Source organism: Pseudomonas sp. YuFO20, assembly GCF_035064975.1.
Taxonomy (GTDB): Bacteria; Pseudomonadota; Gammaproteobacteria; order Pseudomonadales; family Pseudomonadaceae; genus Aquipseudomonas; species Aquipseudomonas putida_AE.
The window spans coordinates 63299-82133 of record NZ_JAXDEO010000016.1; the positions used below are offsets into that span (position 1 = coordinate 63299).

Here is an 18835-nt window from a genome sequence, read left to right on the forward strand (position 1 = left end):
TGTAATGCCCAGCATGTTTGAGTCCTCTCGCCCTTTGCGCCTGGCGCTGTATACCCTGTTGATCATCGCCGGCGCCGCCCTCGCCGCGACCCTGGCCGTTCGTCAAACGGTGCGCCAGTCATTGGTCGATGACGCAGCCCGTGCCAATCAGCAACTGGCGCTTTACGCCACTTCCCTGCACACCCTGATCGAACGCTACCGCGCCCTGCCCTCGGTGCTGGCACTCGACCCGCAGTTGCGCGACGCACTCAAAGGCCCGGTGAGCCCCGAGCTGGCGCAGGAATTGAACCGCAAACTGGAAAAAATCAACGGCGCCGCCGAATCCTCGACCCTGGAGCTGCTGGATCGCACGGGCCTGGCCGTGGCGGCGAGCAACTGGCGCTTGCCCAGCAGCTACGTCGGCCACAACTACGGTTTTCGTCCCTACTTCAGCCAGACCCGCACCCAGGGCACCGGGCGTTTTTACGCCGTTGGGGTCACCAGTGGCATTCCTGGCTATTTCCTCTCCAGCGCCGTAACCAACGACGATGGCCAGTTCCTCGGGGCCATGGTGGTGAAACTGGAGTTTCCCGAGCTGGAACGCGAATGGCGCCAGGGTAGCGACACCCTGCTGGTCAGCGATGCCCGCGGGATTATCTTCATCGCCAACCAGTCGGGCTGGCGCTATCGGTACCTGAAACCGCTGAGCGACAGCGATCACGCCGAACTCAAGGTCACCCGCCAATACGACAAGCAGCCGCTGACGCCGCTTCAATACCAATCGTTGCGCCGCTTCGACGAGAACAGCGACCTGGCACGGGTCGATGGCCCCGACGGCCCTGCCGATTACCTATGGGAATCCCTGCCGCTGGCCGCCGAAGGCTGGACCCTGCACCTGCTGCGCCGCCCGCAGGTTGCCTTCGAAGACAGCCGCAACGCCGCACTCGCTGCGGCGGGTATCTGGCTGACGCTGGTATTTTTGCTGCTGTTTCTCACCCAGCGCTGGCGCCTGGCCAAGCTGCGCCAACGCAGTCGCGAAGAACTCGAACAGCTGGTAGAAGAGCGCACCCGCGATCTGCGCACCGCCCAGGAAGGCCTGGTGCAATCGGCCAAGCTCGCGGCCCTCGGGCAGATGTCAGCGGCGCTGGCCCACGAGATCAACCAGCCGTTGACCGCCCAGCGCATGCAGCTGGCGACCTTGCGCCTGTTACTGGATCACGGTCGCGTCGACGACGCCTACAAGGCGCTCAAGCCGGTGGATGACATGCTCACGCGCATGGCCGCCCTCACCGGCCACCTGAAGACTTTTGCCCGCAAAAGCCCCAGTGGCTTGCGCGAACGCCTGGACCTGGCAGCGGTGGTGGACCAGTCCCTTGAGCTGCTCGACACGCGTCTGCGCGATGAACAGGTCAGCACCGTGCTGCACCTGACACGCCCGGCCTGGGTGCGGGGCGATGCGATTCGCCTGGAACAGGTACTGATCAACTTGCTGCGCAATGCCCTGGATGCGATGCAGGATAAACCCTGCAAACGCCTGGAAATCCGCCTCGAAGCCGACGAACAATTGTGGCGCCTGAGCGTCATCGACAACGGCAGTGGCATCGCCGAGGAAAACCTGGCGAAAGTGTTCGACCCGTTTTTCACCACCAAACCGGTGGGTGATGGCCTGGGCATCGGTCTGGCCGTATCCTTCGCCATCGTTCACGAATCGGGCGGACGCCTGAGCGCTGATAATCACGACAACGGCGCGGTGTTCACCCTCACCCTGCCCATCGACGCGGAGGCTCATGACCCATGCTGAATTCAGTGATGGTGGTCGACGACGAAAGCAGCATTCGCAGCGCCGTCGAGCAATGGCTGAGCCTGTCGGGTTTCGAGGTGCAGCTGTTCAGCCGCGCCGACGAGTGCCTGGCGCAGTTGCCCAGGCATTTTCCCGGGGTGATTCTCAGCGACGTGCGCATGCCCGGCATGAGCGGCCTGGAACTGCTGGCCGAAGTACAGCGCCGCGATGCCGACTTGCCGGTGATTCTGCTGACGGGCCACGGCGACGTGCCGATGGCTGTCGACGCGATGCGCGATGGCGCCTACGACTTCCTGGAAAAACCCTTCAGCCCCGAAACCCTGCTCGGCAGCTTGCGCCGGGCGCTGGACAAGCGCCGGCTGGTCCTGGAAAACCGTGCCCTGCACGAACAGGCCGACAACCGCGCCAAACTTGACGCCACCTTGCTTGGCGTCTCCCGTGGCTTGCAGACTTTGCGCCGGCAGGTGCTCGACCTGGCGGCGCTGCCGGTCAACGTGTTGATCCGCGGCGAAACCGGTAGTGGCAAGGAGCTGGTTGCCCGTTGCCTGCACGACTTCGGCCCACGCGCCGACAAACCCTTCGTCGCTTTGAACTGCGCGGCCATCCCCGAACAACTGTTCGAGGCCGAGCTGTTCGGCCACGAAAGCGGCGCATTCACCGGCGCCCAGGGCAAGCGCATCGGCAAGCTCGAATACGCCGATGGCGGCACGCTGTTTCTCGATGAAATCGAAAGCATGCCCCTGGCGCAGCAGGTGAAATTGTTGCGGGTGCTGCAGGAGCAAAAACTCGAGCGATTGGGTTCGAACCAGAGCATTCGCGTGGATCTGCGGATCATTGCCGCGACCAAACCGGACTTGCTGGAGGAAGCGCGGGCCGGACGTTTTCGCGAGGACCTGGCTTACCGCTTGAACGTCGCCGAGCTGCGCCTGCCGCCGTTGCGCGATCGCCGCGAAGATATTCCATTGTTGTACGAGGCCTTTGCCCGGAGTGCCGCCGAACGCCTGGGTCGCTCCTTTGCGCCGTTGAGCGGGCCGCAGTTGAGTCATCTGCTGAGTCACGACTGGCCGGGCAATGTGCGTGAGCTGGCGAACGTGGCCGAGCGCCAGGTGTTGGGGCTTGGCGAGCCCGTGCCGGCGGGCATCGAGCCTGGGCAGTCACTGGCGGCGCAGCAGGAGGCGTTTGAAGCGCAGTGCCTGCGCGCAGCGTTGACCCGGCACAAGGGCGATGTGAAAGCGGTGCTCGAAGAGCTGCAACTGCCGCGCCGGACTTTCAATGAAAAGATGCAGCGGCATGGATTGAGCCGGGAGATGTTTTTGTAGTGACTGTGCAGGCCTCTTCGCGAGCAAGCCCGCTCCCACAATGACCGCGCCGGTCGCGAATTTTGTGTACGACACCCGCCACTGTGGGAGCGGGCTTGCCCGCGAAGAGGCCAGTTCAGGCAACACACCTGCCAGGACCTAAGCAGTTTTCCGCTCAAGCCCAGCCTTTCATGAGCGGATTTCCGCTCATCAACTCCCCTAAACCCCTCTAAACCGCCCCTCTCCCCGTTGGCACAGCTCCTGCTATAGCCCCCGCAGGCTGCGTTTAATCGCGCTCCACAAAAACAATTAAACGAAGGATCCTTCAATGGATAACTCCAACGCCCTGCCACTTGGGTCGGCTGCCGCGCCGGCCAAAGCAAGAACCACCGCCAGTCGCATCAAATCGATCTTCAGCGGTTCCGTTGGTAACATGGTCGAGTGGTATGACTGGTACGTCTATGCCGCCTTCTCCCTGTACTTCGCCAAGACCTTTTTCCCCAAAGGCGACACCACCGCACAACTGCTGAACACCGCTGCGATTTTCGCCGTGGGCTTCCTGATGCGTCCGATCGGGGGTTGGCTGATGGGCCTGTACGCCGACAAAGTCGGGCGCAAAAAGGCGCTGATGGCCTCGGTGTACCTGATGTGCTTCGGCTCGCTGTTGATCGCCCTGAGCCCGGGTTATGAAATCATCGGCATCGGCGCGCCGATCCTGCTGGTGTTCGCCCGTCTGCTGCAGGGCCTGTCGGTCGGTGGCGAATACGGCACCTCCGCCACCTACCTCAGCGAGATGGCGACCAAGGAACGTCGCGGTTTCTACTCCAGCTTCCAGTACGTGACCCTGATCTCCGGCCAGCTCATCGCCTTGGCCGTGCTGATCATCCTGCAAAACGTACTGACCACCGAAGAGCTGTATGCCTGGGGCTGGCGTATCCCGTTCGCCATCGGCGCGCTGTGTGCCGTGGTCGCACTGTACCTGCGTCGCGGCATGGAAGAAACCGAGTCGTTCACCAAGAAGGAAAAGGCCAAGGAAAGCGCGATGCGCACCCTGATGCGCCATCCGAAGGAACTGATGACCGTGGTCGGCCTGACCATGGGCGGTACGCTGGCGTTCTACACCTACACCACCTACATGCAGAAATACCTGGTGAACACCGTCGGCATGAGCATCTCCGACTCCACCACCATTTCCGCCGCCACGCTGTTCCTGTTCATGTGCCTGCAACCAATCATCGGCGGGCTCTCGGATAAAATCGGTCGCCGGCCGATCCTGATCGCCTTCGGCATTCTCGGCACGCTGTTCACCGTGCCGATCCTCACCACCCTGCACACCATCCAGACCTGGTGGGGCGCGTTCTTCCTGATCATGGCGGCGCTGATCATCGTCAGCGGCTACACCTCGATCAACGCAGTGGTGAAGGCCGAACTGTTCCCGACCGAAATCCGCGCCCTGGGCGTCGGCCTGCCGTATGCCCTGACCGTGTCGATCTTCGGCGGCACCGCTGAATACATCGCGCTGTGGTTCAAGAGCATCGGCATGGAAACCGGGTACTACTGGTATGTCACCGCGTGTATCGCCGTGTCGTTGCTGGTGTACATCACCATGAAAGACACCCGCAAGCATTCGCGGATCCTCACGGACTAAGTCCAGGCGCGTTTGACAAAAGGGGGCAGACCGTCGGGGTCTGCCCCCTTTTTTGTTGCTCGTGCGCTACATGAAAAATCCTTCACTGCCGTGGGAGGCAGATTAATCACGAGTTAATGCGCTCCCCTCATCCTGAACCTGCCTGATCGATTACCTGTGATGCGCTCATTCAGACCTTGAAAGCGAAAACGCCTGCTGGCCTTAACATCAATTAAATCGATTGTTTTTAGCATTATTTTGCGCTTTTTAATCAGTTTAATTGGCGTAGCATAAAACCCATGCCCAAGACACAAAACGCCAAAGAACCTGGAGAAATGAAGATGAAAACCAAACTGTTCCTCGCCATCGCCCTGTCCGTACTGGCCGCCAACACCTTCGCCGCCGACGGTTACGACCGCACAGGCTCCGCCGTTGCCGCCGATGGTTATGACCGCACTGGCTCCGCTACCGTCGCCGCAGACGGCTACGACCGCACTGGCGGCGCTACCGTCGCTGAAGATGGCTACGACCGTACTGGCGGCGCTACCGTCAGCTGATTCACTCAAGCGGCACCACAGCCCGGCTTCGGCCGGGCTTAGTCATTTCTGTGGCACCGAAAATCTGCGGGCAAACCATAGAACCTGTGGGAGCGGGCTTGCTCGCGAATGCGGTTTTACATTCAACATTTCTGTTGCATGACACACCGCTTTCGCGAGCAAGCCCGCTCACACATTGACTGAGTCCGTACTGGAAAAATGTCGGCGGTCCTTGCACCATGTCCGCCTCCCGCAAGTGCCAGGAATTCCCGCCATGCCCGACGACATCCACTATTACGAACCCGCCAACGGCCACGGCCTGCCCCACGATCCCTTCAATGCGATCGTCGGCCCGCGTCCCATCGGCTGGATTTCCTCACAGGATGCCGAAGGCCACTTGAACCTGGCGCCCTACAGCTTTTTCAACGCCTTCAACTACATTCCGCCGATCATTGGTTTTTCCAGCGTCGGGCGCAAAGACAGCCTGAACAACATCGAACAGACCGGCGAATTCGCCTGGAACCTGGCCACCCGGCCATTGGCCGAGCGGATGAACCAGAGCAGTGCCATGGTCGAGCCCCAGGTCAACGAGTTCGAGCTGGCGGGCCTGAGCACCGTCGCCTCGAAAGTCATTCAGGTGCCACGGGTCGCCGAAAGCCCGGTGTCCTTCGAGTGCAAGGTCACGCAGATCATTCAGTTGCAGCGGGCCGATGGCAATGTGGTGCCGAGCTGGCTGATTCTCGGCGAAGTGGTCGCCGTGCATATCGCCAAGTGGCTGTTGAAGGATGGCGTGTACGACACCGCCGCGGCAGAACCGATTCTGCGCGGCGGCGGGCCGGCGGACTATTTCCAGCTGGGGCCTGAGGCGTTGTTCAAGATGTATCGCCCGGGGGCGGTGAAGTAATTACCAGAGCAGGTCGGTGTCTTCCTTCACATCCTTGAGGCGGGTCAGCTCCTTGGCCGCCGCCAGGTCAGCCTCATTGGCCGTCTTGAAAGTCTGGCCTTCCAGCACTTTGTGAAAACGCGGGGCGCCGGAACCACCCAGCGCTTTGACGGCGATAGCGGCGTGGTAACCACCCTCACCCGGTACTACGGCGGAAACAGCTTCGAAGTGTTCAAAGGCTTTACGTGCCATGTCGCGAATCCTGGCTGGTTGAGAATGCCGCCATTAAACCCTCAACCGGCCAGTTTGTGTATATCTGCCCCGGACTGTCGCAAGGCCTGCGCCGCCGACACATCCTTGAAGGTGTGAAAATCCAGGCTATTGACCACCAGTTCCTGCACCAGCTCGGCAAAAACCTCCATCGCCGGGGTGCTGAAATACGCGGTCATGGCCTGCTGGTTGACCCAGAAACCGGACACCAGCCACAACTCGGGGTCGCATAACGAATGCTGCAAGGCAAAGTTCAGGCAACCGGGTGCAGCGCGGGACGGCTCGATCAGCGCGCTCAGGCGCACACCCAGCTCTTGGGAACGCCCGGCGCGCGCTCGGACAAAGGCCATATGACTGACGGGGATCTGCTTGGACATGTTCAACCCTCCCGGGGAGTCGCGTGGCAGCCAGGGGCGGGCTGCGACAGGATCAAAGGTTAAAGGCCTCTGCGCCTGCGTCGTTAGTCGATTCCTGCTGGCGCGTTGCACAATCCTGCGAAGGTGCATCAGTCACCTGTAACAATGCGTAAAACATTGTCGGGGTTGTACCCTGTAGGAGCTGCCGCAGGCTGCGATCTTTTGATCTTAAAAACAAAATCAAAAGATCGCAGCCTGCGGCAGCTCCTACAGGGGTTTGGCTGTGCGTCGGGACGCTGGGTAGGCGAAGGGATGAAGACACTCCGTGCAGAATCAGGCAAGCATCAGGCAGGATGTGTCTACCGCTATGGCTTGCACAAACTTATGCTCTAGCCATCACCCAAGCCTTGCCGAGGATGCCTTGCATGTCGTCGTTCGATCAATTTCAAGCCCCGCTTGACACCGACATGGAAAAGCAGCGCGCGGAACTGGCGGCGATCATCCGTCACAACACCGCCGAAGATGGCAGTTATGCCACTGCCATCGGCTCGCTGTTCATGTCGCGCCACAGCCAATCCCACGAGTTCGCCCCGGTGCTCGCGCAACCGGCGCTGTGCATCATGGCCCAGGGGCGCAAGGAAGTTCAGTTGGCCAACGAGTACTTCAATTACGACCCGCTGAACTACCTGGTGGTCTCGGTCTCGATGCCGCTGAGCGGGCGGGTGATCGATGTTTCGGCCGAGGAACCGATCCTGGCCTTGCGCCTGGACATCGACCCGACGGAAATCACCGCGCTGATCGCCGACGCCGGCCCCCTTGGCGTACCCACCCGGCCGACCGGGCGCGGGTTGTATGTCGAACAGCTCGACAGCGCCATGCTCGACGCCGTGCTGCGCCTGGCGCGGTTGCTCGACACACCCAAAGACATCGCCATGCTCGCGCCGCTGATTCGCCGGGAGATTCTCTATCGGTTGTTGCGCAGCAAGCAGGGACACCGGCTGTATGAAATCGCCATTGCCAACAGCCAGAGCCATCGCATCAGCCAGGCGATCAAGTGGCTCAACGGCAACTATGAGCAGCCGTTGCGCATCGATGATCTGGCCAAGGAAGTGAACCTGAGCGTGTCGACCTTGCATCACCGCTTCAAGGCGATGACGGCGATGAGTCCGTTGCAGTATCAGAAGCAGTTGCGCTTGCAGGAAGCCAGGCGGCTGATGCTGGCCGAAGGATTGGAGGCTTCGGCGGCGGGATATCGAGTGGGGTATGAAAGCCCTTCTCAGTTCAGCCGGGAGTACAGCCGGTTGTTCGGGGCACCGCCGTTGCGGGATTTGGCGCGGTTGCGGTTGTCGGTTTGATCCGGCATTCGCGGTGCCGTGACCGGCGCCTTCGCTGGCAAGCCAGCGCCTACAAGGGATCGCTGTAACCTGTAGGAGCTGGCTTGCCAGCGAAGGGGGCCTGTCAGGCGCCGAGTACCCGGCAAGCCTCGACCGGCAATGTCACCGACACCGGATGCCCAACGCTCAAACCAAAGCCCTGGCACGGCGTACTCAACGCCGTAAACGACACCCCGGAACACTCCACCGTAGTCTCGATGGTCGCGCCAATATCCCGCACGAACGTCACCTTGCCCAGCAAGCGGTTGCCCGCCGTGGCCTGCGGCGCCGACAGTTGCAGGTCTTCCGGACGAATCAGCATCTTCACTTTTTCCCCCACCACAATGCTGCTGCAGATCGGCACTTGCAGTGCATCACCGCCTGGCAGGCTGACCTTGCCGTTGCCCAGCGCCGTGGCCGGGAAGATGTTGCCCGAACCGATGAAGTCCGCGACGAATTCGTTGGCCGGGTGCCGGTAGATCTCGATCGGCGTACCCACCTGCTGCACCTTGTGCTCGCCCAACACCACGACAATATCGGCCATGGTCATGGCTTCGCGCTGGTCGTGGGTGACCATGATGGTGGTGATGTTCAGGCGCTGTTGCAGCTGACGGATCTCCACCTGCATCGACTCGCGCAGCTTGGCGTCCAGCGCCGACAGCGGTTCGTCGAGCAAGAGGATTTTCGGGTGATTGGCAATCGCCCGGGCAATCGCCACGCGCTGACGCTGGCCGCCGGACAGTTTCGCCACCGGCCGGTCGATCATCGGTTGCAGCTGGATCAGTTCCAGCAACTCCACCACCCGCGCCTGCTGGTCAGCCTTGCTGACCCCGCGCAGTTTCAGTGGATAGGCAATATTTTCGCCCACGGTCATGTGCGGGAACAGCGCCAGGGACTGGAACACCATGCCGAAATTACGCAGGTGCGCCGGGGTGTGGCCGATGTCCTCGCCGTCCAGGCGAATCTCGCCACCGCTCAGGGTTTCCAGCCCGGCGATCATCCGCAGCAAAGTGGTTTTGCCGCAACCCGAGGGCCCAAGGAAACACACCAGTTTGCCTTCGGGCAAATGCAGGTTTACATCCTTTACCGCGCAGGCCGAGCCGTAATGTTTCTCGACGTTTTCCAGAATCAGACCAGACATAAATCACCTCAAGAAATCAGAACGAAACGCCACCTTCACCGACCAGCTTCTCCAGCGCCCAGATCAGGACGAAGTCGATCAGCACGATCAGCACGGCAAACGAAAATACGGTGGGGTCGAGCGAGGACACGGTGCGGCTGTACATCCAGATCGGCACGGTCATGACGTCGATGGTGTAGAGAAAATAGGTCACGGTGAACTCGTTGAACGAGACGATGAACGCCAGCAGCATGCCCGCCAGGATCCCCGACTTCATCAACGGCACCACCACGTCGACAATCGCTCGCAGCGGTGAAGCGCCAAGCATTTGCGCGGCCTCCTCGACTTCGCTGCCGATCGAGAGCATGGCCGCCGTGCAGTTCTTCACCACGAACGGCAAGGCCAGGATCACATGGGCAATCACCAGGCGCGAGGTGGTCATCTGGAACGGCAGGCTGTCGAACACCAGCAGCAACGCCAGCCCCAACACCACCATCGGGAACACCAGGGGCAGCGACATCAGTTGCAGGGCCACGGCCTTGCCACGGAACTCACAACGGGTCAGCGCATAGGCTGCCGGCACGGCGATGATGGTCGCAAAAACCATGGTCAGGCAGGACACCATCAGGCTGGTGGTCATGGCCTTGCCCAGGCTCAGCACATCGCTGGCATCGGGCGAGACGAAGGTGTGCCAGGCGGCCTTGTACCATTGCAGGCTGTAGCTGCTCGGCGGGAAGTCGAGGTTCGACGCGCCGCTGAACGACATCACGATCATGGTCAGGATCGGCAACACCGCCAGCAGCAGGATGAAGCCCGAGAGGATGCCGGCGAACTTGCCGGTTTCGCCCGGCAGTAGCCCATAGCGTTTCTTGGTCAGGGTGCTCATTGCGAAGCCTCCAGCATGCGCCGACGGCGGCCAGTGATGTATTCGGACAGGGTCATGATCGCGAGGGTGGTGACGATCAGCACCACGCCGGCGGCGGAGGCGGCGGGCCAGTTCATCAGTGGGGCGATCTGGTCATGCACCATCACCGCCAGCATCGGCACGCGGCGGCCACCGAGCAGCAACGGCACCACGAAGCTGCTGGCGTTGTAGGCAAACACCAGCGTCGCGCCGGTGATGATCCCCGGCAGACTCATCGGCAACACCACCTGGCGGAACACCTGGAAGCGACTGGCGCCCAGGGTCGCGGCGGCCTCTTCGTATGTACGGGCGACGCCGCGCATGGCACTGGCGATCGGCAGCACGGCCAGCGGGAAGGCGGTTTGTACCAGGCCCATCAGCACGCCGTTCTGGTTGTACAACAGCATGATCGGACGCTTGATCAGGCCCAGGCCCATCAGTGCCTGGTTGAGCATGCCGCCGGGGCCGAGGATGACCAGCCAGCCGTAGCTTTGCAGCAGCAGGTTGACCAGCAAGGGCAACAGCACCGCGGCGAGGAAGATCCGGCGCACAAACGGAGAGGTCAGCCGCGACATGGTGTAGGCCACCGGGATCGCCAGCACCACCGCGATCACCGCGCTGATCAGCGCCAGGCGCAGGGTCAGCATGAGGGATTTGAGGTAGTAGGGTTCGAGCAATTGGGCGTAGCTGGCCAGGCTGAACCCGGACCATTCCGCGCCCTTGGTGCCCACGCTCATGCGCAGCACCAGCAGGCTGGCGGCAATCAGCACGCCCAGGAACAGCATCGACGGCGTGAGGAAAAACCAGGCGCGGGCCGTCGGCGAAACGCCCCGACTCGGGCGCGACTCAGCGGCGCTGACCGAATGGGTCAAAGGTTGGTGTTCCATAGCAAAGGTCTCGTCAATGGAAAGCAGCTGAAGAACACGTCCTTCAAAACCACCGTGAACCCTGTGGGAGCGGGCTTGCTCGCGAAAGCGGCCTGTCAGTCACATGTATGTTGAAAGTGCTGACGCATTCGCGAGCAAGCCCGCTCCCACATTGGATTTGTGGTGTTCCAAAGAGCCGGTGTTCGTCAAACGATCAGGAAGAAAAGATTTCCGTGTAACGACGAATCCATTGGTCATGCACGGTGGCCAGGAAGGCGTTGTCGTGCATGATCGCCTTCTCGGCAATCTGCTCCGGCGTGAGAATGAACGGGCTCTTGCGCGCTTCGGCGGAGATGATCGCCTTGGCGTTGACCGGGCCGTTGTAGATGTCTTCAGCCATCTTGCCCTGCACCAGCGGGTCCAGGGAGTGGTTGATGAAGGCGTAGGTCAGGTCGGTATCGCCCGGACGATTCTTCGGCATCACCGAGAGCATCAGGTCGGTGTAGAAACCTTCCTTCATGCCGAAGGTGGCGCCCAGGCCGTAGGCCGGATCGCGGATCTGTTTCGGGAAAAACGCCGGGGCGTACAGGCCGCCCATGTCCAGGGAACCGGTGCGGAACAGCTCGGCGATCTGGTTCGGGTTTTCGCCCAGGGTCACCACGCGATCCTTGAGCTCGGCGAGTTTCTTGAAGCCCGGCTCGATGTTGTGCTCGTCACCACCGGCCAGTTTGGCGGCGATGATGATCAGGTCCATGGCCTCGGTCCAGTTCGGCGGCGGCAGGAAGATGTTCGGCGACAGGTCGGCGTCCCACAGGGCGGCGTAGCTGTCCGGCGCTTGCTGGATGGTGCGGGTGCTGTAGACCAGGCTGTTGCACCAGAGCAGGTAACCGATACCGTGGCCATTGGCGCCGGTACGGTATTTTTCCGGTACGTCGACCAGGTTGGGAATGCGGTTGAGGTCGGGTTTTTCCAGCAGGTTGGCGGCGGCCAGGCCTTCGGCGCCGACGCCGGCCAGGGTGATGATGTCGTACTGCGGACGATCACCGCCGGCCTTGAGTTTGGCGACCATTTCCGAAGTACTGCCGGTGCGGTCGGCGATGACCTTGCAGCCGTACTTGTCTTCGAAGGTCGCGGCGATGTTGCGCAGGGCAGCCAGGCCGGTGTCGTCGGACCAGGTCAACAGGCGCAGGGTCTTGCCTTGAAAGCGGGTGTCGCTGGCATTGGCCTTGACGAATGGCAGGCTCATGGCCGCCGCGGCAACCGAGGCTACGCCCACGGTCTTGATGAATTGACGTCTGTTCAGATCATGCTCGCCCATTACGGACTCCCTTTGTTTTTGTAGGTATAAGGCAGGTCGAAACTGTTGCATCCGCGCGGCTGGAGCAGCGGGTTACCCCTCGTATTTGCGGGGCTTGGCTGAACCAGTGAGTTCATCCTGAGGTGGTGCAAAACACCTGACTATCGATAAAAAATCATCGAAGCCATGACGCCAACGCATGCCTCGCCATGAGGCATGCGTTCACCGTTTTCGTGCCGTCAGACGGCGCGAATCACGTGTTTGATTTCCTGGAAAGCCTGCAAGCCCCACGGCCCCAATTCGCGACCGATGCTGCTCTGCTTGTAGCCACCCCAGGCGGTCTGCGGGAAGATCACTTGCGGCGCGTTGATCCACACAAGGCCCGCCTGCAAAGCGTTGGCGACGCGGTCCGCCGCCTCGGCATTGCGCGTGACCACGCTGGCGACCAGGCCGAACTGGCTGTCGTTGGCCAGAGCAATCGCTTCGGCCTCCGAGGCGAAACGGCGCACGCAGATCACCGGGCCGAAAATCTCTTCACACCACAGCGCACTGTCGAGGGGCACGTCGGTGAAAACCGTCGGCTGCAAAAAATACCCGCGCGGCAGATCCGCCGGACGATTACCGCCGCAAACCAGCTTGGCGCCCGCACTCAAACCACGATCGATGTGGCCGAGCACGCGCTGGTATTGCGCCTGATTGACCAGCGCGCCCATTTCCACGTTCGGGTCGAACGGGTCGGCCACGCGAATGGCTTCGGCGCGGGCCTTCACCCGGGTGAGGAATTCATCGGCCAGTTCATCGGCAACCAACACGCGGCTGGTGGCGGAGCACATCTGCCCGGCGTTGAAGAAACCGCCACCGCAGGCCACGTCCACCGCCAGGTCGAGGTCGGCATCGGCCAGCACCAGCAAGGAGGATTTACCGCCCAGTTCCAGGCTCACGCCTTTGACGGTTTCCGCGGCACGCTGCATGACCTGCACGCCGACCGCGTTGCTGCCGGTGAACGATACCTTGGCGATACGCGGGTCCGCCGACAGCGGTGCGCCAACGGCCAGGCCGGTGCCGCACACCAGGTTGAACACACCGGCAGGCAAGCCGGCCTGGGCAATGATGGTCGCCAGTTCCAGCTCCGGCAGCGGCGTCACTTCAGATGGCTTGAGCACTACACAGCAACCGGCGGCCAGGGCCGGAGCGAGCTTCCACGCGGTGGTGACCATCGGGAAGTTCCACGGCACGATCAGGCCGACCACACCGCACGGCTCGCGGCGCAGGCGCGCACTGAAGTCGTCAGTCGGCAGTTCGACCGGGCTGTCCTGTTTCGCGTCCAGCCCTTCGGCCAGACCTGCGTAATACTCGAACGTGGCGATCACGTCATCGACGTCGATGGCCGCCTCGAACAAAGGCTTGCCGTTGTTGCTCGACTGCAAATGCATGAGTTTTTCGCGACCGGCCTGCACACCTGCCGCAATCGCTCGCATGATCGCACCGCGCTCGGCACCGCTGGTTTGCGACCAGGCGGCGAAAGCCTTAGTCGCCGCGCCCACGGCCAGGTCGACGGCGCGTTCGTCACCGCCATTCACCGTGGTCAACAGCGCTTCGGTGGCCGGGTTGATCACGCGCAAGTGTTCGTCGCCCGCCGACCATTGGCCGTTGATGTACAGGCCATCCAGGGTGGTTGGAAAACTCATTTCGACACCGCCTTGGTCCACTCGGTCTGATCGATTTCAATCAGCGTCGGCCCCTGGCGATCGGTGGCGACACGCAATGCCGTACGCAGTTGTTCGACGCCATTGACCGCCTCGGCCGCGCAACCCAGGGCCTTGGCCACACCGATGAAGTCCGGGGTGTAGATGTCCACGCCGACCGGTTCGATATCCCGGTTGACCATGTACTTCTTGATCTCTTCGTAGCCCTGGTTATTCCACAGCAGCACGATCACCGGGGTGCGCGCTTCCACGGCGCTGGCCAGTTCCGGCAGGGTGAATTGCAGGCCGCCGTCGCCGATCAGGCACACCACTGGAGGACGTGCGCCGCCTTCGACGGTGCCGCCCAACCAGGCGCCAATCGCCGCCGGCAAGGCGTAACCCAGGGTGCCGTAACCGGTCGACGAGTTGAACCAGCGACGCGGGCGCTCGGGGTTGAACGTCAGGTTGCCGGTGTACACCGGTTGGGTCGAATCGCCGACGAATACCGCGTTCGGCAGTTCGTGCAGGACGGTTTCCAGGAAGCGGGTCTGGGCCAGGGTCGGTGCATCCCAGGTGGCGGCCAATTCTTCACGCAAGCGGGCGGCGCGCACCTGGCCCCAATCGTTGCGACGTTCGGCCAGCGGCTTGTGCGACAGCGCGCTGAGCAAGGCCTGGGCGGCGTTGCGCGAGTCGGCCACCAGGGCCACGTGTGGCGGGTAGTTGCGTACGGTCTGGTCTGGATCGATATCGATGCGCAGCAGCTTGCCGGGGATCTCGAAACCACCGGCGAAGGTGACGTCGTAGTCGGTCTCGGCCAGTTCGGTACCGATGGCCAGGACCACATCGGCCTCGGCGACCAGTGCGCGAGTGGCGACCAGGCTCTGGGTCGAACCGATCAGCAACGGGTGAGCGGAGTGCAGCATGCCCTTGGCGTTGATGGTCAGCGCGACAGGCGCGTCCAGCAGTTCAGCCAGTTCGGTCAGCTCGGCGGCGGCATCGATGGCACCGCCACCGGCGAGGATCAACGGCCGCTTGGCGCCCGCCAGCAGGTCGGTCATGCGCGAAACGGCGGACGGCGAAGCGCCGGCGCGGTCGATGTGTACCGGCAGGCTGGCGAGCAGTTCGTCGGCTTCTTCAACCAGCACGTCCAGCGGAATTTCGATGTGCACCGGACGCGGGCGACCGGCCTGGAACAGCGCGAAGGCACGGGCCAAAACACCCGGTAATTCCGACGCCGACATCAGGGTATGGGAGAACGCCGCCACGCCACCGACCAGTGCGCTCTGGTTCGGCAGCTCATGGAGCTTGCCGCGACCGCCGCCCAGCTGGTTGCGGGTCTGTACGCTGGAGATCACCAGCATCGGGATCGAGTCGGCATAGGCCTGGCCCATCGCCGTGGTGATGTTGGTCATGCCAGGGCCGGTGATGATGAAGCACACACCCGGCTTGCCGCTGGTGCGGGCATAGCCGTCGGCCATGAAGCCGGCGCCCTGTTCGTGACGCGGGGTGACGTGGTTGATGCTCGAACGGGCCAGCCCGCGATACAGCTCCACGGTATGCACCCCGGGAATGCCGAACACCTGCTCGACCCCGTAACCTTCGAGTAACTTGACCAATACTTCGCCGCACGTCGCCATGTGATTGCCCTTCCTGTTCGTTTGAGACGCCGGGCCTGCGCAGTGTTTATGATGGATTGGCAGGTCCAGGGATGGCCTCATTGGAACGGGCGACACGTAGCCGCAACAATGGATAAAAAGTCATACTAGCCATGTCCTCACGTCATACCTTGGATCCCAATGAAACGATTGCCTCCCCTGCCGGCGCTGCACACTTTTCTGATTACCGCGCAGTGCTGCAACTTCACCCGGGCCGCCGAGCAACTGCACATCACCCAGGGCGCCGTGAGCAGGCAGATCGCCGGGCTGGAAGATCACCTGGGTTATGAACTGTTCATTCGCCAGGCCCGAGGCCTGGACCTGACCGCCGAGGGACGCGAGTGGTTGCCACGGGTCCAGCAGATTTTCGGCCTGATCGACGAAGCCGTTGAGCAGATCGGCGAGAAGCGCGAAACCCTGCAACTCAAGGCCCCGACCTGTGTCATGCGCTGGCTGTTGCCACGGCTGTTGCAGTGGCAAAAAGAACGCCCGGACGTGCCGGTCGAGCTGACCACCACGGTCAAGCACGGGGTGGATTTTCATCTCGAACAATTCGACGCAGCGGTGATGTACGGTGCCTCGCCGGACGACTCGCTGGTGGCGCAAAAACTCTTCGACGAGCAACTGACACCGGTGTGTTCGCGGCCCATGCTCGAAGGCCCCCTGGCCCTGCAGTCACCGACCGATCTGCAACAACACCTGCTGCTGCACCCCACCCGCGACGAACGGGACTGGAAGGCCTGGTTGAAAGCCGCGGACGTACAGTTGAGCAATGTCGGCAAGGGCCAGCATTTCGAAACCCTGGACCTGGCGATGTCGATGGCGTCCCAGGGGACCGGCGTGGCGATCGGTGACTGGTCGCTGATCGGCGACGACCTGAATGCCGGGCGGCTGGTCATGCCTTTCGAATTGAAGGTGAAAACCGGGTTGGCGTATTACCTGGTGTTCCCCGAAAAACCCGGACCTTCAGCGAAGTTGCGTGAGTTGATGGGGTGGTTGGTGGAGCAGGCCCAAAGTCGCTGAGCCCTGTGTAGGAGCTGCCGCAGGCTGCGATCTTTTGACTTTGCTTTTAAAAAACAAGATCAAAAGATCGCAGCCTGCGGCAGCTCCTACAAGGTACCGCGGGTTACCACTTCATTTCGCCTTTGGCGACTTTGGCGCTCAGCTCCAGTGAGCTCTCTTCACCCAGTGCCGGATAGCGCTTTTTCATCGCTGCAATCAGGGCCGCCGAATCCTTGGCCTTCGCAGTTTCTTCGTCGAAGGCCTTGATGTAATCAGCGGTGAACTGCACGCCGGCCAGGGAACGGGCGCTGTCGCCGAGGTAGTGACCCGGCACGATGGTTTTCGGCTTCAGGGTTTCGATCGAGTGCAGCGTCGCCAACCAGTCGGCGTGGGACTGCGGGGTCTGGGTGTCGGCCATCCACACATGGATGTTCTCTGCCACGACCACACCACCGACCACGGCCTTGATCGATGGAATCCACACGAAACTGCGATCCGGTTGCTTGCCCGCAAGGCCGACCACCTGCAGTTTCTGCCCTTCGAGTATCAGGCTGTCGCCCTTGAGCACGTCCGGCACGACGGTTCTGGCCGGCACATCAGCGCCCATTTTCGGGCCCCAGAACGCCAATTTGCCGTCGACGGTTTGCTTGATGTGATCAACGGTCGGCTGCGATGCGAGCACTTTGGCCTTGGGGAATGCAGCGGTCAGGGTATCGAGGCCGAAGTAGTAGTCCGGGTCGCCGTGGCTGATGTAGATGGTGGTCAGTTGCTTGCCGCTGGCGCGGATTTTTTCCACCACCTGTTCGGCCTGGGATTTGCCGAACTGGGCGTCCACCAGGATCGCCTCCTTCTCGCCGCTGACCAGCACCGAAGACACCGGGAAAATCGCTTTTTCGCCGGGGTTGTACACATCCAGGGTCAGTGTCGACGCGGCTGCGTGTGTGGCAAAACCGAGGGCAGTGGTCGCCAGCAAAATGCGCTTCAGGGTGGTGAAACCGATCATCTGTTGCTCCGTTGTTTGATGGCCAAGGTTGGCCGATAACAGAGCTTAATTGCCTGGTTCAGTACAAAAAATGCGATACTTGAACATAGTTTGTTTCTGGAATCGGGCAAATCATGGATCGTCTGCAAGCAATGAGGGTGTTCGTCACAGTGGTCGATCTCGGCAGCCAGTCAGCTGCCGCCGATCATCTGGAGCTTTCAAGGCCGGTGGTTTCGCGCTATCTGGCGGAACTGGAAGACTGGGTCGGCGCACGCCTGATGCACCGCACCACGCGCAAATTGAGCCTGACCGCCGCCGGCAGCGAAATACTTCCCCGCTGCCGGCAGATGCTCGACCTGTCCACGGACATGCAGGCCGCCGTCAGCGTATCGGACGATGCACCCCGTGGCCTGCTGCGCATCAGCGTCAGCACTTCGTTCGGCCAGGCGCAACTGGCCGATGCCATGGCGGCCTACGTCAAGCGCTACCCGGGTGTCAGCATCGACATGCAGATGCTCGATCGCACGGTGAACCTGGTGGATGAGCGCATCGACCTGGCGATTCGCACCAGCAATGACCTGGACCCGAACCTGATCGCCCGTCGGTTGACGGTGTGTCGTTCGGTAATCTGCGCCACCCCTGCCTACCTGCGCGAACACCCGGCACCCCAGCGGATCGAGGACCTGAGCCAGCACAATTGCCTGACGCACTCGTACTTCGGCAAAAGCTTGTGGCACTTTGAGTTCGGGGGAGAACAGGTTTCGGTACCCGTGCAAGGCAACATCAGCGCCAACGAAGCCAGTACCCTGCTGCGCGCCACCCTGGCCGGCGCCGGCGTGGCCATGTTGCCTACCTATCAGGCCTGCGTGCACATCCACAGCGGTGAGCTGGTCCGTCTGCTGCCCCAGGCCGAGCCAAGGCAGATGAACGTGTACGCGGTGTATGCCTCACGCAAGCACATGCCGACGGCGCTGCGCAGCTTGCTGGATTTTCTGGTGGCGAGGTTTCCCGAAGAACCGGAGTGGGATGTTGGCCTGTAACCGGTCCGAAATGTGGGAGCGGGCTTGCTCGCGAAGAGGTCGGTACATCCGACGCAAATTTTGCGCATGAAAGACCGTTTTCGCGAGCAAGCCCGCTCCCACAGGGGGTTCATCAGTGTTCTGAATACAGCGCTATTGCTGGCAACTCCCCGCCCCTGACC

General features: G+C 61.8%; 17 protein-coding genes. 8 read left to right on the forward strand and 9 right to left on the reverse strand.

Annotation, left to right across the window (positions count from 1 at the left end):
• Positions 1-13: 13 nt before the first annotated feature.
• The 5 genes from SOP85_RS11245 to SOP85_RS11265 all read left to right on the forward strand — a co-directional run bounded on the left by SOP85_RS11245 (position 14) and on the right by SOP85_RS11265 (position 6145).
• Positions 14-1780 (forward strand): sensor histidine kinase, encoded by a 1767-nt coding sequence (locus SOP85_RS11245; protein ID WP_323626979.1) that lies wholly within the window; start codon positions 14-16, stop codon positions 1778-1780.
• Positions 1774-3099 carry a sigma-54-dependent transcriptional regulator gene (locus SOP85_RS11250; RefSeq protein ID WP_274074328.1) on the forward strand — a complete coding sequence of 442 codons (1326 nt, stop codon included), beginning with the start codon at positions 1774-1776 and terminating at the stop codon, positions 3097-3099. Before SOP85_RS11245 ends, SOP85_RS11250 begins: the two co-directional genes overlap by 7 nt.
• A 307-nt stretch (positions 3100-3406) precedes the next feature.
• Complete coding sequence (locus SOP85_RS11255) at positions 3407-4726, forward strand: MFS transporter (protein WP_274074327.1); 1320 nt, start codon at positions 3407-3409, stop codon at positions 4724-4726.
• A 320-nt stretch (positions 4727-5046) separates the two neighbouring features.
• The gene (locus SOP85_RS11260; RefSeq protein ID WP_323626980.1) at positions 5047-5262 is read left to right on the forward strand and encodes a hypothetical protein; all 216 of its coding nucleotides are present in this window, start codon (positions 5047-5049) and stop codon (positions 5260-5262) included.
• 253 nt (positions 5263-5515) lie between these two features.
• Entirely contained in the window at positions 5516-6145 is a 630-nt protein-coding gene (locus tag SOP85_RS11265; protein ID WP_323626981.1) for a flavin reductase family protein, read from the forward strand.
• Here the strand turns inward: SOP85_RS11265 and SOP85_RS11270 are convergent, their stop codons facing one another.
• Positions 6146-6376, reverse strand: a complete 231-nt coding sequence (locus tag SOP85_RS11270; RefSeq protein ID WP_323626982.1) for a hypothetical protein — start codon at positions 6374-6376, stop codon at positions 6146-6148. It lies immediately after the preceding gene.
• Positions 6377-6417: 41 nt separating this feature from the next.
• On the reverse strand, positions 6418-6771 hold the full coding sequence (locus SOP85_RS11275) for an antibiotic biosynthesis monooxygenase family protein (protein WP_274074323.1): 354 nt from the start codon (positions 6769-6771) through the stop codon (positions 6418-6420).
• 404 nt (positions 6772-7175) lie between these two features.
• Between SOP85_RS11275 and SOP85_RS11280 the strand changes: the two genes are divergently transcribed.
• Positions 7176-8105: an AraC family transcriptional regulator gene (locus SOP85_RS11280; RefSeq protein ID WP_323626983.1), complete on the forward strand. Its 930-nt coding sequence runs from the start codon at positions 7176-7178 to the stop codon at positions 8103-8105.
• 103 nt (positions 8106-8208) lie between these two features.
• On the opposite strand, the gene SOP85_RS11285 is transcribed toward SOP85_RS11280, so the two are convergent.
• From SOP85_RS11285 to SOP85_RS11310, 6 genes are all read right to left on the reverse strand, one after another.
• Complete coding sequence (locus tag SOP85_RS11285) at positions 8209-9264, reverse strand: ABC transporter ATP-binding protein (protein WP_274074321.1); 1056 nt, start codon at positions 9262-9264, stop codon at positions 8209-8211.
• Positions 9265-9280: 16 nt separating this feature from the next.
• The gene (locus SOP85_RS11290; RefSeq protein WP_007986104.1) at positions 9281-10129 is read right to left on the reverse strand and encodes an ABC transporter permease; all 849 of its coding nucleotides are present in this window, start codon (positions 10127-10129) and stop codon (positions 9281-9283) included.
• Positions 10126-11034, reverse strand: coding sequence for an ABC transporter permease (locus SOP85_RS11295; protein WP_323626984.1), 909 nt, complete (start codon positions 11032-11034; stop codon positions 10126-10128). The genes SOP85_RS11290 and SOP85_RS11295 overlap by 4 nt, the downstream gene beginning before the upstream one ends.
• A gap of 193 nt (positions 11035-11227) precedes the next feature.
• Positions 11228-12331 carry an extracellular solute-binding protein gene (locus SOP85_RS11300; protein WP_274074319.1) on the reverse strand — a complete coding sequence of 368 codons (1104 nt, stop codon included), beginning with the start codon at positions 12329-12331 and terminating at the stop codon, positions 11228-11230.
• Positions 12332-12549: 218 nt separating this feature from the next.
• Positions 12550-13998 carry an aldehyde dehydrogenase family protein gene (locus SOP85_RS11305; protein ID WP_323626985.1) on the reverse strand — a complete coding sequence of 483 codons (1449 nt, stop codon included), beginning with the start codon at positions 13996-13998 and terminating at the stop codon, positions 12550-12552.
• A complete protein-coding gene (locus SOP85_RS11310) occupies positions 13995-15632 on the reverse strand; it encodes a 5-guanidino-2-oxopentanoate decarboxylase (RefSeq protein WP_323626986.1) in 1638 nt (545 codons plus the stop codon). The genes SOP85_RS11305 and SOP85_RS11310 overlap by 4 nt, the downstream gene beginning before the upstream one ends.
• 159 nt (positions 15633-15791) lie before the next feature.
• Between SOP85_RS11310 and SOP85_RS11315 the strand changes: the two genes are divergently transcribed.
• A complete protein-coding gene (locus tag SOP85_RS11315) occupies positions 15792-16673 on the forward strand; it encodes a LysR substrate-binding domain-containing protein (protein WP_323626987.1) in 882 nt (293 codons plus the stop codon).
• A 103-nt stretch (positions 16674-16776) separates the two neighbouring features.
• Here the strand turns inward: SOP85_RS11315 and SOP85_RS11320 are convergent, their stop codons facing one another.
• On the reverse strand, positions 16777-17655 hold the full coding sequence (locus SOP85_RS11320; protein ID WP_323626988.1) for an MBL fold metallo-hydrolase: 879 nt from the start codon (positions 17653-17655) through the stop codon (positions 16777-16779).
• 113 nt (positions 17656-17768) lie between these two features.
• Here SOP85_RS11320 and SOP85_RS11325 point away from each other — a divergent pair, with 113 nt between their 5' ends.
• Complete coding sequence (locus SOP85_RS11325) at positions 17769-18674, forward strand: LysR family transcriptional regulator (protein ID WP_323626989.1); 906 nt, start codon at positions 17769-17771, stop codon at positions 18672-18674.
• Positions 18675-18835: the final 161 nt, after the last annotated feature.